This is a genomic window from Pseudomonas sp. G5001, from assembly GCF_013385475.1.
Lineage (GTDB): Bacteria > Pseudomonadota > Gammaproteobacteria > Pseudomonadales > Pseudomonadaceae > Aquipseudomonas.
Genome location: NZ_JACAPZ010000008.1, coordinates 39,456 through 53,263, shown reverse-complemented (window position 1 = coordinate 53,263; position 13,808 = coordinate 39,456). Strand labels below are relative to the sequence as shown.

Sequence of the window (13,808 nt, the reverse complement as noted above, 5' to 3'; positions counted from 1 at the left end):
GTGCATCAACACAGCCTTGAAGGCGTCAGCACATGAGAAAGCGAAGGGCACGGACCCTTCGCCTTTTTAAGCGTTACGCGCCGACTACGATCGGCCTTGCCAGAGGCGGGACGGCGGCGCTGGTAGGCGCGATGCCGGCTTCGAACTCCGAGCGGAAGTATTTGATCGCGCTGCCCAATGGCTCCACGGCGCCCGGTGCGTGAGCACAGAAGGTCTTGCCTGGGCCGAGGAAACCGACCAGACCCAGCAGGGTCTCGATGTCGCCCTCGCGGCCTTCGCCGTTTTCCAGGGCCATCAGCAGCTTGACGCTCCATGGCAAACCGTCGCGGCACGGGGTGCAGAAGCCACAGGATTCGCGGGAGAAGAATTGCTCCATGTTGCGCAGCAACGACACCATGTTCACGGTGTTGTCCACGGCCATGGCCAGGCCGGTACCCATACGGGTGCCCACCTTGCCGATGCCGCCGGCGTACATTTGAGCGTCCAGGTGTTCTGGCAACAGGAAGCCGGTACCGGCGCCGCCTGGCTGCCAGGCCTTGAGGGTGTAGCCATCGCGCATGCCGCCGGCGTAGTCCTCGAACAGCTCGCGTGCGGTCACGCCGAAAGGCAGTTCCCACAGGCCCGGGTTCTTGACCTTGCCGGAGAAGCCCATGAGCTTGGTGCCCATGTCTTCGCTGCCTTCGCGGGCCAACGATTTGTACCACTCCACGCCGTCGCCGATGATTGCCGGCACGTTGCACAGGGTTTCAACGTTGTTCACGCAGGTCGGCTTGCCCCACACGCCCACGGCGGCAGGGAAGGGCGGCTTGGAACGCGGGTTGGCGCGGCGGCCTTCGAGGGAGTTGATCAGTGCGGTTTCTTCACCGCAGATATAACGCCCGGCGCCGGTGTGCACGAACAGTTCGAAGTCGAAACCCGAACCAAGGATGTTCTTGCCCAGCAGGCCAGCGGCCTTGGCTTCTTCCACGGCACGGTTCAGGTGCTTGGCGGCGGTGGTGTATTCGCCACGCAGGAAGATGTAGCCCCGGTAGGTTTTCAGGGCGCGAGCACTGATCAGCATGCCTTCGATCAGCAGATGGGGCAGTTGCTCCATCAGCATGCGGTCTTTCCAGGTGTTCGGCTCCATTTCATCCGCGTTGCACAGCAGGTAGCGGATGTTGATGGATTCGTCTTTGGGCATCAGGCCCCACTTGACACCCGTGGGGAAGCCTGCACCGCCGCGGCCCTTAAGGCCTGCGTCTTTCACGGTCTGGACGATGTCGTCCTGGGCCATGTCGGCAAAGGCTTTGCGCGCGGCCGCGTAACCGTTCTTGGCCTGGTACTCGTCAAGCCATACAGGCTCGCCGTCGTCACGCAGGCGCCAGGTCAGCGGGTGAGTCTCGGCCGACCGCTTGATGCGGTTGGCAGGACCGAAGGAAGTCAGGGTCATGGGTAGCCCTCGAGCAATTGGGTGACGCCAGCAGGCTGCACGTCGCCGAATGTGTCGTCGTCGATCATCAACGCCGGCGCCTTGTCACAGTTGCCCAGGCAGCACACCGGCAGCAGCGTGAAGCGCCCGTCCGGAGTGGTTTGGCCCAGGCCGATGCCCAGCTTGCTCTGGATCTCGCTGACCACGGACTCGTGGCCACCGATGTAGCAGACCATGCTGTCGCACACGCGAATGATGTGGCGGCCGACCGGCTGGCGGAAGATCTGGCTGTAGAACGTCGCCACGCCTTCAACGTCGCTGGCGGGGATGCCGAGGATCTCGCCGATGGCGTAGAGGGCGCCGTCCGGCACCCAGCCACGTTCCTTCTGGACGATCTTCAAGGCTTCGATCGACGCCGCGCGCGGGTCTTCATAGTGATGCAGCTCGTGCTCGATGGCCGAGCGCTCGGTTTCACTCAAGGTGAAACGGTCTGTCTGGATAAGCGTGCTATTCATGCTTAGCGGTCCACGTCGGCCATAACGAAATCGATACTACCCAGGTACGCAATCAAGTCCGCGACCATTTCACCTTTGATCACCGAAGGGATCTGCTGCAGGTGCGGGAAGCTTGGCGTACGAATCCGGGTGCGGTAGCTCATGGTGCCGCCATCGCTCGTCAGGTAATAACTGTTGATACCCTTGGTCGCTTCGATCATCTGGAAGGATTCGTTGGCCGGCATTACCGGGCCCCACGAAACTTGCAGGAAGTGCGTGATCAGGGTTTCGATGTGTTGCAGCGTGCGCTCTTTCGGCGGCGGCGTGGTCAGCGGGTGATCCGCCTTGTACGGGCCTTCCGGCATGTTGCGCATGCACTGTTCGATGATCTTCAGGCTCTGGCGCATTTCTTCGACGCGCACGATGCAGCGGTCGTAGGCATCGCCGTTGGCCGCCAGCGGCACTTCGAATTCGAAGTTCTGGTAGCCGGAGTACGGGCGTGCTTTACGCAGGTCGAAATCGCAACCGGTGGAACGCAGGCCAGCACCGGTGACGCCCCATTCCAGGGCCTCTTTGGTGTTGTACTGGGCGACGCCGATGGTCCGGCCCTTGAGGATGCTGTTGTCCAGGGCGGCTTTCTGGTATTCGTCCAGACGCTTGGGCATCCAGTCGATGAATTCCTTGACCAGGCGTTCCCAGCCACGCGGCAGGTCGTGGGCGACGCCGCCGATGCGGTACCAGGCCGGGTGCAGGCGGAAACCGGTGATGGCTTCGATGACCTTGTACGCACGCTGACGGTCGGTGAAGGTGAAGAACACCGGGGTCATGGCGCCGACGTCCTGGATATAGGTACCCAGGAACAGCAGGTGGCTGGTGATCCGGAAGAACTCGGCCATCATGATGCGGATGGTGTCGACCTTGTCCGGCACCTTGATGCCGGCCAGCTTCTCGACCGAGAGCACGTACGGCAGGTTGTTCATCACGCCGCCGAGGTAGTCGATACGGTCGGTGTACGGGATGAAGCTGTGCCACGACTGACGCTCGGCCATCTTCTCGGCACCACGGTGGTGGTAGCCGATGTCCGGTACGCAGTCGACGATTTCTTCGCCGTCCAGTTGCAGGATGATGCGGAAGGCACCGTGAGCCGAAGGGTGGTTCGGGCCCAGGTTGAGGAACATGTAGTCCTCGTTGGTGCCGGAGCGCTTCATGCCCCAGTCTTCCGGACGGAAGCGCGCAGCCTCTTCTTCAAGCTGTTGCTTGGCGAGGGTCAGGCTGAATGGATCGAATTCGGTGGCGCGGGCAGGGAAGTCCTTGCGCAGCGGGTGACCTTCCCAGGTCGGCGGCATCATGATGCGCGACAGGTGCGGGTGGCCCGGGAAATCGATGCCGAACATGTCCCACACTTCACGCTCGTACCAGTTGGCGTTGGGCCAGATACCGGTCACGGTCGGAACGCTCAGGTCGCTCTCGGAGAGGGCCACCTTGATCATCACGTCGCTGTTACGTTCAAGCGACATCAAGTGGTAAAACACGGTGAAGTCGGCGCCGCTCGGCAGCCCCTGGCGCTTGGTGCGCAGGCGCTCGTCCACGCCATGCAGGTCATAGAGCATGACGTACGGCTTGGGCAGGTTGCGCAGGAAGCTCAGGACTTCGACGAGCCTGGCACGCGCCACCCACAGCACCGGCATGCCGGTGCGTGTGGCCTGGGCGGTGAAGGCGTCAGGGCCAAAACGGTTGTTGAGTTCGACGACCACATCCTGGTCGTCTGCCTTATAAGGCGGGATGTACAGAGCACTGCCTGTAGTCATGGTTTTTTATCGCTTTCGGTCAACGTAAAGAATGAAGCCAGGTTTTCGTTCTATAAAAGAAGCGGTTCTGGATCAGACTTCGTCGGGGCTGCGCAGGTTGGTTACCTGAATACGCTGTTCGCGGCGCTGTTCCTTTTGTGACGGCATCTCGGCGCGGTATACGCCTTGATCTCCGACAACCCAGGAAAGTGGGCGACGCTCCTTGCCAATCGATTCCTGCAACAGCATCAAGCCTTGCAGAAATGCTTCAGGGCGGGGCGGGCAGCCAGGCACGTAGACGTCCACGGGCAGGAACTTGTCCACCCCCTGAACCACGGAGTAGATGTCGTACATGCCACCGGAGTTGGCGCACGAACCCATGGAGATAACCCACTTTGGCTCGAGCATTTGCTCGTAGAGACGCTGAATGATCGGCGCCATCTTGATAAAGCAGGTACCGGCGATAACCATGAAATCCGCCTGACGCGGCGATGCCCGGATAACTTCGGCGCCAAAGCGCGCGATGTCGTGGGGCGCCGTGAAGGCGGTGGTCATTTCCACGTAGCAGCAGGACAGACCGAAGTTGTACGGCCACAGGGAGTTCTTACGTCCCCAGTTGACCGCGCCACTCAGCACGTCTTCCAGCTTGCCCATGTAGATGTTTTTGTGGACTTGGTCTTCTAACGGGTCGGAAACGGTTTCCCGTTCGCCGATTGGGTACTGCTCGTTAGGAGCATCCGGGTCGATCCTGGTGAGATTGTATTGCATCGCCAAAGCCTCATTGTTTCAGCTTCGCTTGCCGCTTGCGACGAGCTTCCGGAGCCCAGTCAAGGGCGCCCACTCGAAATAGGTAGACAAGGCCTGCCAACAGAATTGCTATGAAAACGAGGGCTTCGACGAATCCGGTCCAGCCGCTTTCGCGGACGGACACAGACCAGGCAAAGAGAAAAAGGGCTTCGATGTCGAAGATCACGAAGAGCATCGCGACCAGATAGAATTTGGCTGAGAGCCGCAAGCGGGCGCCACCTGTAGGTAGCATGCCGGACTCGAACGGTTCGTTTTTGCTGCGGCCCCAGGCTTTTGACCCGAGGAGGCTGGAGACGCCAAGCATGAAGGCGCAAAGGCCGACTACACCGAGGAGGAAAATGGCAAAGCCCCAGTTGTGGGCCATGAGTCCTGTCGCTTCGGTCATGCTGGAAATCCTTAACAGAGAGCAAAGGTCTCTGAGCTCGAAAAAGTAACGATGCAGTGACGATATGTCGCAGCGCAATCAATCGCGGTGATTTTATGGCTAAACACCGGGCAAGTAAAATTCCTATAGCGAAATTATTCGATGGAATAAGCACATAGTGCACCTTCTTGGGGCTGTAGCCCTTGTGCTGCGGGCATTAGCGGGCTTTTCACGAATTGTGTTTTGTTTAACCGGTAAAGAAGTTTTCATGCTCTAAATGATAATGAATATTGTTTGCGTGGGGTTTAAGCGAATGTTTCTCGTGTGGCGGGGGAAGTTGCCGTTACTTGCTAGATTGTCGCTTAGTTGCTGACGGAGATCTTTTAACCGATCTGGTTGATGCAGATACCGCTCTAGATCAATGTTTTGCACAAATTTTCAGAATGCACACATTCCCCTTGTGGGAGCGGGCTTGCTCGCGAATGCAGTGGGTCAGCCAATGAATCTGTTGACTGATACACCGCATTCGCGAGCAAGCCCGCTCCCACATTTTGATCTGTGTTGTGTCAGGCAGGGTTTCATCAGCGCAAAAAAAACGCCCCGAACCAGTCGGGGCGTGATTGCTGTGCGGCACTGCGGTTAGGTCTTCCGTGGGGCCGCAGTGGCCGTGTACTCAGTACTTAGTGGAACTGCTCTTCTTCGGTCGAACCGGTCAGCGCAGTCACGGACGAGGTGCCGCCCTGGATCACGGTGGTCATGTCGTCGAAGTAGCCGGTGCCCACTTCCTGCTGGTGCGCCACAAAGGTGTAACCCTTGGCAGCATCAGCGAACTCTTGTTCCTGCAGCTTCACGTAGGCAGTCATGTCGTTGCGGGCGTAGTCGTGTGCCAGGTTGAACATGCTGTGCCACATGTTGTGAATGCCGGCCAGGGTGATGAATTGGTGCTTGTAGCCCATGGCAGACAGTTCACGCTGGAACTTGGCGATGGTCGCGTCGTCCAGGTTCTTCTTCCAGTTGAAGGAAGGCGAGCAGTTGTAGGACAGCAGTTGATCCGGGTATTCCTTCTTGATGGCTTCGGCAAAGCGGCGAGCTTCGTCCAGGTCCGGCTTGGCGGTTTCGCACCAGATCAGGTCGGCGTACGGCGCGTAGGCCAGGCCACGAGCGATCGCCTGGTCGAGACCGGCGCGCACTTTATAGAAACCTTCCTGGGTACGTTCGCCAGTCACGAACGGCTGGTCGTACGGGTCGCAATCCGAGGTCAGCAAATCAGCCGCGTTGGCATCGGTACGGGCCAGGATGATGGTCGGAGTGCCAGCAACGTCAGCAGCCAGACGAGCAGCCGTCAGCTTTTGAACAGCTTCCTGGGTTGGAACCAGTACCTTGCCGCCCATGTGGCCGCATTTCTTCACCGAAGCCAGCTGGTCTTCGAAGTGAACGCCGGCAGCGCCTGCCTCGATCATGCTCTTCATCAGCTCGTAGGCGTTCAGTACGCCACCGAAACCGGCTTCAGCGTCTGCAACGATCGGTGCGAAGTAGTCGATGTAGCCTTCATCGCCCGGGCCTTTACCGGCTTTCCACTGGATCTGGTCGGCACGGCGGAACGAGTTGTTGATGCGCTTGACCACGGTTGGCACGGAGTCCACCGGGTACAGCGATTGGTCGGGGTACATGGATTCAGCGGAGTTGTTATCCGCTGCCACTTGCCAGCCAGACAGGTAGATCGCCTGGATACCGGCTTTGACCTGTTGAACCGCTTGGCCGCCAGTCAGGGCGCCCATGCAGTTGACGAAATCTTTTTCGGGACGGAAGGACGGCTTGGCACCCTGGGTGACCAGCTTCCACAGCTTCTCGGCGCCGAGTTTTGCAAAGGTGTGCTCAGGTTGAACCGAGCCACGCAGGCGGACGACGTCAGCAGCGGAATAAGCGCGGGTCACGCCTTTCCAGCGTGGGTTTTCAGCCCAGTCTTTTTCAAGGGCTGCAATTTGCTGTTCGCGTGTCAGTGCCATGGGGAAAAACCTCGTCGCATAGGTCTAGGTGGAAAATTCCATTTGCCAGCCACGTAATCAGTGCGTGGTTATGGCTGCTCGCTGACCAGAAGCTTAGGCGGTCAAGTCAGGCTTGGCGGGGAAGGCGACGGGATGAACGATAGGCTCAAGGGGGAGTTGAGCAGGTAAGGGCGAACTGCGAACAGTCTTCGGGCGTCGTGGGCCTTTGTACGATCCATCAGTGTGTTGCCGGGTTACCTGGTTAGCTTCCGTCCCTCGGGACAACTTCGTTCCAGTCGCAACCTCGTCAAACACACCTTGTGGGCGGTACAGACACGAATCGGCTCAGGTGGGTGGCTTTGAGCGACGATCCGAAGGCCCTTGCCAGGGCCCCTGATTAGCGGGAGCGAGGCCATCATGCCCATGCTTTTTTGGATCGTCAAATGTTTTGTAGTGCTTTTTTTCAAGCACTACATCTTTAGTCTAATACGACTCGCCAGTCAGTTTTTGGTGCTTCAGTTCAGCGTGTCGACTTTGACCCGCAATGTCAGGTCATCGCGCCCTTGAGTAGAGTAGCTGCGGGTTGTAGTGGTTTTGTCGGCCTGGGTCTGGCGGTTGATACCGGCCAGGGTGATCCACTCGCCCAGGCGTCCGCTGACAGTTGTGTCGGTACTTTGCACGTTCACTACATCGGGACGTTCCTGGCTCATGCGGTCACGATTGGTACTGATGCTCAGGTGAACGGTCTCGCCGGTGACGCTGGCCGTCACGTAGAAGCCCTGGGTTACGTTGCGATACTGGGTCTGGTTCTGTGGGCGGCCGTAGGCATCGGGCTGGGTGGTGGTGAGGGGCACGCTCTGGCCGATCTGGATCAGCGCGGGCACGCCTTCGCTGGCCTGGATCTGCTGGATCCCGCCGTCACGGCTTTCGGTGCTGTAGGTGATGACCTGTGTTTGATTGTTGCCGTTGCTCTGCTGGTTGTTTTCGTTGGTGTCGACGGTGATCAGCAGGCGCTTGGAAGGCGTGTCCAGTTGCGCGAGCAGGGCGCGCAGGCCCTGGATCTTGTCGGGCTCGGCGTTCACGATCAGTTGGTTGCCGTAGGCGCTGACGGTGCCGTCCTTGCCGATAAAGTTCTGCGCCACCGGCAGCAGGTCGGCGCTGGTGCGGTTGCTCAGGGGCACGACTTCGGTGGCGGCCATCACCGAGAAACTGGTGGCCAGGAGCAACAGGGTGAGCAGGGTGCGTAGGGACATGTCCGTTATCTCTGCGAGTCATTTAGGCTAGATATTGCCAGTTTGTCGGCCTGGCGGGGTGCAAGTTGAATCCTGGACGGCAAAAGGCCCTGGCATCGGGGGATGGCAGGGCCTTTTGAGGTGTTGCTGATGGCGCCTTCGCGAGCAAGCCCGCTCCCACATTTGACCTCATTCCAAAGGATGTACTGGATCGAATGTGGGAGCTGGCTTGCCTGCGAAGGGAGCGACTCGGTCTCGGATCAGCCCTCGCGCACCATATCAACGTGAGGAATCCCGACTTCCAAAAACTCATCGCTGACAATCTTGAAGCCCAGGCGCTCATAAAACGGCGCCGCATGGACCTGTGCACTGAGGATCTGCCGGGTCTGGCCGCGTTTCTCGGCCACGCCGATCACCGCTTCCATCAGCTTGTCGCCGACCTTCAGGCCGCGCCAGTCTTTGAGAACCGACACGCGGCCGATCTCGCCGGTAGGCAGCAGGCGTGCAGTACCGATGGGAAAGTCGCCTTCGAACGCCAGGAAATGCACGGCACTCGCGTCGTCTGCATCCCATTCCAGCTCCGGTGGAACCGATTGTTCAGCGATAAATACCGCTTCACGAATGCGCCGTATCTCGGCGATATCCTTTTGCCAGTCCGCGACACTTACGTGAATCTTATTCATCGGCAAACCCCAGGCTCCCTTGCTTGACCAGTTCCCACAGCAGGGCGCAGCCATCTTCATCCGCCAGCCATGGGCCGAGGTTGTCGATGTGCAGGGCGTCGGCGGCGCACACCAGCTTCAGCAGTTCCCGCAGCTTGCCCGGCAACAGGCGGCTCTGGCCGCTGGCGAACAGCAGCAGGTCGTCGTCGACTTCGGACCAGGCCAGGCGGGCGCTCGGGTTGCGGATCAGCACGGCGCCGTTTTCCAGGCTGCCCAGCAGGTCTTCTTCTTCCACTTCCGGGCCGGCGACCAGTTCCGGGTAGCGCGGCTCGGTCATGAACTGGCCGAACCAGGTCAGCAGCATGCGCTCGTCGCTCATGTGCTCGGCCAACAGGCTTTTCAGGCGGTCGAGGGCGTCGCCCTGGATCTGGTGCGGGTCGCTGACCGGCTGGGCATCGGCGTCGGTGTAGCGCTCTTCGTCAGTCAGGTACTGGCTGAGGAAGTCGGTGAAGTGGGTCAGCACTTCAGCGGCGCTCGGGGCGCGGAAGCCTACGGAGTAGGTCATGCAATCATCCACGGCCACACCGCAGTGGGCCAGGCGTGGCGGCAGGTAGAGCATGTCGCCCGGTTCCAGCACCCATTCGGCGGTTTCTTCGAATTCGGCGAGGATGCGCAGGTCCGCGTGTTGCAACAGCGGGCTTTCGGAGTTGCACATCTGGCCGATCTTCCAGTTGCGCTTGCCGGAACCTTGCAGCAGGAACACGTCGTAGTTGTCGAAGTGCGGGCCCACGCTGCCACCCGGGGCGGCGTAGCTGATCATCACATCGTCAATGCGCCAGCTTGGCAGGAAGCGGAAGTTTTCCAGCAGTTCGGCCACTTCCGGCACGAACTGGTCGACCGCCTGCACCAGCAGGGTCCACTCGCGCTCGGGCAGGGTGCTGAAGGCATCTTCGGCGAACGGGCCGCGGCGCAACTCCCACGGGCGTTCGCCGTGTTCGATGATCAGGCGCGACTCGACTTCTTCTTCCAGCGACAGGCCGGCCAGTTCGTCGGCGTCGATCGGGCTTTCGAAGTCAGGGATGGCCTGGCGGATCAGCAGGGGTTTTTTCTGCCAGTAGTCGCGCAGGAATTCCCGTGCCGTGATGCCGCCCAGAAGTTGAAGAGGAATGTCAGGATTCATGTGTAACCTATTGAAAAAAAGCACTTTTCAGACGGGAATAAAAACGCCCGGCGCTGCCGGGCGTCTCAAGGGGTCAAGCTTCTATCAGATGCGTTTGGCTTGAGCCACAGCGTTGCCGATGTAGTTGGCCGGGGTGAGCAGTTTCAGCTCGGCCTTGGCGGCGGCTGGCATGTCCAGGCCGTCAATGAAAGTTTGCAGCGCTTCGGAGGTGATGCCCTTGCCGCGGGTCAGCTCTTTGAGCTTCTCGTACGGGTTTTCGATGTTGTAGCGGCGCATCACGGTCTGGATCGGCTCGGCCAGGACTTCCCAGCAAGCGTCCAGGTCAGCGGCGATCTTCTGCTCGTTGAGCTCCAGTTTGCTGATGCCTTTGAGGCTGGCTTCGTACGCGATCACGCTGTGGGCGAAGCCCACGCCGAGGTTGCGCAGTACGGTGGAGTCGGTCAGGTCGCGCTGCCAGCGGGAGATTGGCAACTTGCTGGCCAGGTGCTGGAACAGGGCGTTGGCGATCCCGAGGTTGCCTTCGGAGTTTTCGAAGTCGATCGGGTTGACCTTGTGCGGCATGGTCGATGAACCGATTTCGCCGGCAATGGTGCGCTGCTTGAAGTAGCCCAGGGAGATGTAGCCCCAGATATCGCGATCGAAGTCGATCAGGATGGTGTTGAAGCGCGCAATCGCGTCGAACAGCTCGGCGATGTAGTCGTGGGGTTCGATTTGCGTGGTGTACGGGTTGAAACCCAGGCCCAGTTCGTCTTCGATGAAGGCGCGGGCGTTTTCTTCCCAGTCGATCTCAGGATAGGCTGACAGGTGGGCGTTGTAGTTGCCTACGGCGCCGTTGATCTTGCCCAGCAGTGGTACGGCTGCAACTTGAGCGATCTGGCGCTCCAGGCGGTACACCACGTTGGCCAGTTCTTTCCCCAGGGTGGTCGGCGAAGCCGGCTGGCCGTGGGTGCGCGACAGCATCGGAACGTCGGCGAAACGGATCGCCAGTTCGCGGATGGCGTCGGCAGTCTGGCGCATCAGTGGCAGCATCACGTCATCACGGCCTTCGCGCAGCATCAGGGCGTGGGACAGGTTGTTGATGTCCTCGCTGGTGCAGGCAAAGTGGATGAACTCGCTGACCTTGGCCAGTTCCGGCAGCTTGGCCGCTTGCTCTTTGAGCAGGTATTCGATGGCTTTAACGTCGTGGTTGGTGGTGCGCTCGATCTCTTTGACACGCTCGGCGTGCTCCAGAGCGAAGTTTTCCGCCAGGGCGTTCAGCACAGCGTTGGCTTCGGCAGAGAACGCCGGCACTTCGCTGATGCCAGGGTGAGCGGCCAGGCGCTGGAGCCAGCGCACTTCAACCAGAACACGAGCACGGATCAAGCCGTATTCGCTGAAAATAGGGCGCAGGGCCTGGGTTTTGCCGGCGTAGCGGCCGTCAACAGGGGAAACCGCAGTGAGCGAAGAAAGCTGCATGGGGTGTTCTCGGACAGTCGGGCAACGAAATGGGGCGCGTATCATACATGAAAAAATCCGCCGGTCCGTTGCCAACTGACCGGCGTATTACGCGTGGGGCTATAAAAAAATCGGTTGCTGCGACTTATTCGTTGCGCATCAACGGGTAAAGCTCTTTCAGCAATTTGCGTCGGCTGACCACCAACTGCCAGCGATGACCGCCCAATTGGCGCCATAACCGCGCCGAACGAATACCGGCCAACAGCAGGGCGCGGATTTTCGAGGCGTTGTTTGGTTGTTGCAGGTTGCGCATATCGCCGTGCACCTGGATCCGCTGGCGCAAGGTGCTCAGGGTGTCCTGGTACAGGGCGCCACAGGCTGCGATCACGTTTTCGTGGGCCGGGCCAAAATGCTCGACCTGGGACTGGATCTGCGGCAGGCGCTTGCCGATGGTGTCCAGCAGGTCGTCGCGCTTGGCCAATTGACGCTCCAGGCCGAGCATCGACAGGGCGTAGCGCAGCGGCTCGCGCTGCAAGGTGCTTGGATCGCGCTCGAGGGCGCCGACCAGTGCGCGATAACCTTCGCGCAGGGCCAGGTCGTCGCCGCCGTACACTTCCAGGGTGTCCTTCGGGTCGCGGATCAGCAGGCTGCCGAGCATGCAGGTCAGGCCTGCCTCGGTGACCTGGCCGGTCTTGGCGATCTTGTCCACCAGCACCGCGGCGAGAAATACGCCGCCCAGTGCCGTCAGTTGCTCCTGGGTCGGGCTCATGCCTGGCTGCTCCAGGGTTCGGCAACTTCGATCACACCGCCCCCCAGGCAAATCTCTCCGTCATAGAACACTACCGATTGGCCCGGCGTTACGGCGCGCTGCGGGTCGTCGAAGGTGGCGCGATAGCCGGTGGCGGTTTTTTCCAGGGTGCAGGGCTGGTCGCTCTGGCGATAGCGCACTTTGGCCGTCAGGCGGCGCGGGCTGCTGAGGTCCACCGGGTTGACCCAGTAGATGTCCGAGGCCAGCAGCGCGCGGGAGAACAGCCATGGGTGGTCATTGCCTTGGCCCACGATCAGCTCGTTGTGCTCCAGGTCCTTGACCAGCACGTACCACGGCTCTTCGCCGGCGTCTTTCAGGCCGCCGATGCCCAGGCCCTGGCGCTGGCCGATGGTGTGGTACATCAAGCCGTGGTGACGGCCGATGATCTCGCCTTCGGTGGTCTTGATCTCGCCCGGTTGCGCCGGCAGGTACTGCTTGAGGAAGTCGCTGAAACGGCGTTCGCCGATAAAGCAGATCCCGGTGGAATCCTTCTTCTTGGCGGTGGCCAGGCCGTGTTTCTCGGCAATGGCGCGCACTTCGGGCTTTTCCAGCTCGCCCACCGGGAACAGGGTCTTGGCGATCTGTTCGCCGCCGACGGCGTGCAGGAAGTAGCTCTGGTCCTTGTTGGCGTCCAGGCCCTTGAGCAGCTCGGTGCGGCCATCGATGTCGCGACGGCGCACGTAGTGGCCAGTAGCAATCAGATCGGCACCGAGGATCATCGCGTAGTCGAGGAACGCCTTGAACTTGATCTCGCGGTTACACAGGATGTCCGGGTTCGGCGTGCGACCGGCCTTGTATTCGGCCAGGAAGTGCTCGAACACGTTGTCCCAGTACTCGGCGGCGAAGTTGGCGGTGTGCAGCTTGATGCCGATTTTGTCGCAGACGGCCTGGGCATCCGCCAAGTCGTCCATGGCGGTGCAATATTCCGTTCCATCGTCTTCTTCCCAGTTCTTCATGAACAGGCCTTCCACCTCATAACCCTGCTCCATGAGCAGAACGGCGGAAACGGAAGAATCCACGCCGCCGGACATACCGACGATGACGCGCTTCTTTTGTGTGTCAGAAGGGGCTGGATCACGCATAGGATTTCAACGGGAGTCTTTAAAAAGGACGCGATTCTAGCAGGCTCGCGTCTGCAAGGCTAAAGAGAAGGGCGGATCAATTCGAGGCTGTGGCGTTGGCCGGCCAGATAATCATCGATACAGCGGATAATCAGCTCGCTGCGCCAGTCTTCGCGCAGGGCCATCAATTCGTCACGGGTCAGCCAGCGGGCGCGCAGAATACCGTCGTCCAGTGGGTAGTCCGGGTGGTGTTGCAGGGCCTTGGCGATGAAGCATACGCGCTGATAGGTCACGCCATTGCTGGGAGCGGTGTACAGGTAAATCCCGACAATCCCGGTGGCTTCGACGTCCCAGCCGGTCTCTTCGAGGGTTTCGCGTACGGCGGCTTCGGTCAGGGTTTCGTTCGGGTCGAGGTGGCCGGCGGGCTGGTTGAGCACGGCGCGGCCGCCCTTGAGTTCTTCGACCATCAGGAAGCGGCCGTTGTCTTCGACGATGGTGGCGACGGTGATGTGGGGGAGCCAGGTCATAAAGTGCCTCGATTCAAGGTGTAACGCTGTCTTCAGGCGCGATTGCATTCAGTGTGGGA

The 13,808-nt window shown here is 60.2% G+C and carries 13 protein-coding genes; all 13 read right to left on the bottom strand.

Going from position 1 to position 13,808, the window contains the following annotated elements; translation table 11 throughout:
- Positions 1-73 precede the first annotated feature (73 nt).
- The 13 genes from nuoF to HX805_RS07755 all read right to left on the bottom strand — a co-directional run bounded on the left by nuoF (position 74) and on the right by HX805_RS07755 (position 13,749).
- Complete coding sequence (gene nuoF, locus HX805_RS07815) at positions 74-1,429, bottom strand: NADH-quinone oxidoreductase subunit NuoF (protein ID WP_003219566.1); 1,356 nt, start codon at positions 1,427-1,429, stop codon at positions 74-76.
- Entirely contained in the window at positions 1,426-1,923 is a 498-nt protein-coding gene (nuoE, locus tag HX805_RS07810; protein ID WP_003219568.1) for an NADH-quinone oxidoreductase subunit NuoE, read from the bottom strand. Before nuoE ends, nuoF begins: the two co-directional genes overlap by 4 nt.
- A 2-nt stretch (positions 1,924-1,925) precedes the next feature.
- On the bottom strand, positions 1,926-3,710 hold the full coding sequence (gene nuoC, locus HX805_RS07805; protein WP_003219570.1) for an NADH-quinone oxidoreductase subunit C/D: 1,785 nt from the start codon (positions 3,708-3,710) through the stop codon (positions 1,926-1,928).
- 72 nt (positions 3,711-3,782) lie between these two features.
- Positions 3,783-4,457, bottom strand: coding sequence for an NADH-quinone oxidoreductase subunit B family protein (locus HX805_RS07800; protein ID WP_003219572.1), 675 nt, complete (start codon positions 4,455-4,457; stop codon positions 3,783-3,785).
- Positions 4,458-4,467: 10 nt separating this feature from the next.
- On the bottom strand, positions 4,468-4,881 hold the full coding sequence (locus tag HX805_RS07795; protein WP_003219575.1) for an NADH-quinone oxidoreductase subunit A: 414 nt from the start codon (positions 4,879-4,881) through the stop codon (positions 4,468-4,470).
- 659 nt (positions 4,882-5,540) lie between these two features.
- The gene (gene aceA, locus HX805_RS07790) at positions 5,541-6,866 is read right to left on the bottom strand and encodes an isocitrate lyase (RefSeq protein ID WP_003219577.1); all 1,326 of its coding nucleotides are present in this window, start codon (positions 6,864-6,866) and stop codon (positions 5,541-5,543) included.
- 494 nt (positions 6,867-7,360) lie between these two features.
- Positions 7,361-8,098, bottom strand: a complete 738-nt coding sequence (locus HX805_RS07785) for a secretin N-terminal domain-containing protein (RefSeq protein ID WP_008432800.1) — start codon at positions 8,096-8,098, stop codon at positions 7,361-7,363.
- 239 nt (positions 8,099-8,337) lie between these two features.
- Positions 8,338-8,760, bottom strand: coding sequence for a GNAT family N-acetyltransferase (locus HX805_RS07780; RefSeq protein WP_003219580.1), 423 nt, complete (start codon positions 8,758-8,760; stop codon positions 8,338-8,340).
- Entirely contained in the window at positions 8,753-9,919 is a 1,167-nt protein-coding gene (locus HX805_RS07775; protein WP_177116738.1) for a cupin domain-containing protein, read from the bottom strand. The genes HX805_RS07780 and HX805_RS07775 overlap by 8 nt, the downstream gene beginning before the upstream one ends.
- 84 nt (positions 9,920-10,003) lie before the next feature.
- The gene (purB, locus tag HX805_RS07770; protein ID WP_003219584.1) at positions 10,004-11,374 is read right to left on the bottom strand and encodes an adenylosuccinate lyase; all 1,371 of its coding nucleotides are present in this window, start codon (positions 11,372-11,374) and stop codon (positions 10,004-10,006) included.
- Between the two features lie 124 nt (positions 11,375-11,498).
- A complete protein-coding gene (gene hflD, locus HX805_RS07765) occupies positions 11,499-12,122 on the bottom strand; it encodes a high frequency lysogenization protein HflD (protein ID WP_003219586.1) in 624 nt (207 codons plus the stop codon).
- Positions 12,119-13,243 (bottom strand): tRNA 2-thiouridine(34) synthase MnmA, encoded by a 1,125-nt coding sequence (mnmA, locus tag HX805_RS07760; protein ID WP_003219588.1) that lies wholly within the window; start codon positions 13,241-13,243, stop codon positions 12,119-12,121. The genes hflD and mnmA overlap by 4 nt, the downstream gene beginning before the upstream one ends.
- 59 nt (positions 13,244-13,302) lie before the next feature.
- A complete protein-coding gene (locus HX805_RS07755; RefSeq protein ID WP_008431568.1) occupies positions 13,303-13,749 on the bottom strand; it encodes an NUDIX hydrolase in 447 nt (148 codons plus the stop codon).
- Between the last annotated feature and the right edge of the window lie 59 nt (positions 13,750-13,808).

What these genes read in the sequence shown, in the direction of transcription:
- hflD (WP_003219586.1), bottom strand. Translation starts at nt 12,122, where the DNA reads ATGAGCCCGACCCAGGAGCAACTGACGGCACTGGGCGGCGTATTTCTC.
- HX805_RS07785 (WP_008432800.1), bottom strand. Translation starts at nt 8,098, where the DNA reads ATGTCCCTACGCACCCTGCTCACCCTGTTGCTCCTGGCCACCAGTTTC.
- nuoC (WP_003219570.1), bottom strand. Translation starts at nt 3,710, where the DNA reads ATGACTACAGGCAGTGCTCTGTACATCCCGCCTTATAAGGCAGACGAC.
- HX805_RS07800 (WP_003219572.1), bottom strand. Translation starts at nt 4,457, where the DNA reads ATGCAATACAATCTCACCAGGATCGACCCGGATGCTCCTAACGAGCAG.
- nuoE (WP_003219568.1), bottom strand. Translation starts at nt 1,923, where the DNA reads ATGAATAGCACGCTTATCCAGACAGACCGTTTCACCTTGAGTGAAACC.
- HX805_RS07780 (WP_003219580.1), bottom strand. Translation starts at nt 8,760, where the DNA reads ATGAATAAGATTCACGTAAGTGTCGCGGACTGGCAAAAGGATATCGCC.
- purB (WP_003219584.1), bottom strand. Translation starts at nt 11,374, where the DNA reads ATGCAGCTTTCTTCGCTCACTGCGGTTTCCCCTGTTGACGGCCGCTAC.
- aceA (WP_003219577.1), bottom strand. Translation starts at nt 6,866, where the DNA reads ATGGCACTGACACGCGAACAGCAAATTGCAGCCCTTGAAAAAGACTGG.
- mnmA (WP_003219588.1), bottom strand. Translation starts at nt 13,243, where the DNA reads ATGCGTGATCCAGCCCCTTCTGACACACAAAAGAAGCGCGTCATCGTC.
- HX805_RS07755 (WP_008431568.1), bottom strand. Translation starts at nt 13,749, where the DNA reads ATGACCTGGCTCCCCCACATCACCGTCGCCACCATCGTCGAAGACAAC.
- HX805_RS07795 (WP_003219575.1), bottom strand. Translation starts at nt 4,881, where the DNA reads ATGACCGAAGCGACAGGACTCATGGCCCACAACTGGGGCTTTGCCATT.
- HX805_RS07775 (WP_177116738.1), bottom strand. Translation starts at nt 9,919, where the DNA reads ATGAATCCTGACATTCCTCTTCAACTTCTGGGCGGCATCACGGCACGG.
- nuoF (WP_003219566.1), bottom strand. Translation starts at nt 1,429, where the DNA reads ATGACCCTGACTTCCTTCGGTCCTGCCAACCGCATCAAGCGGTCGGCC.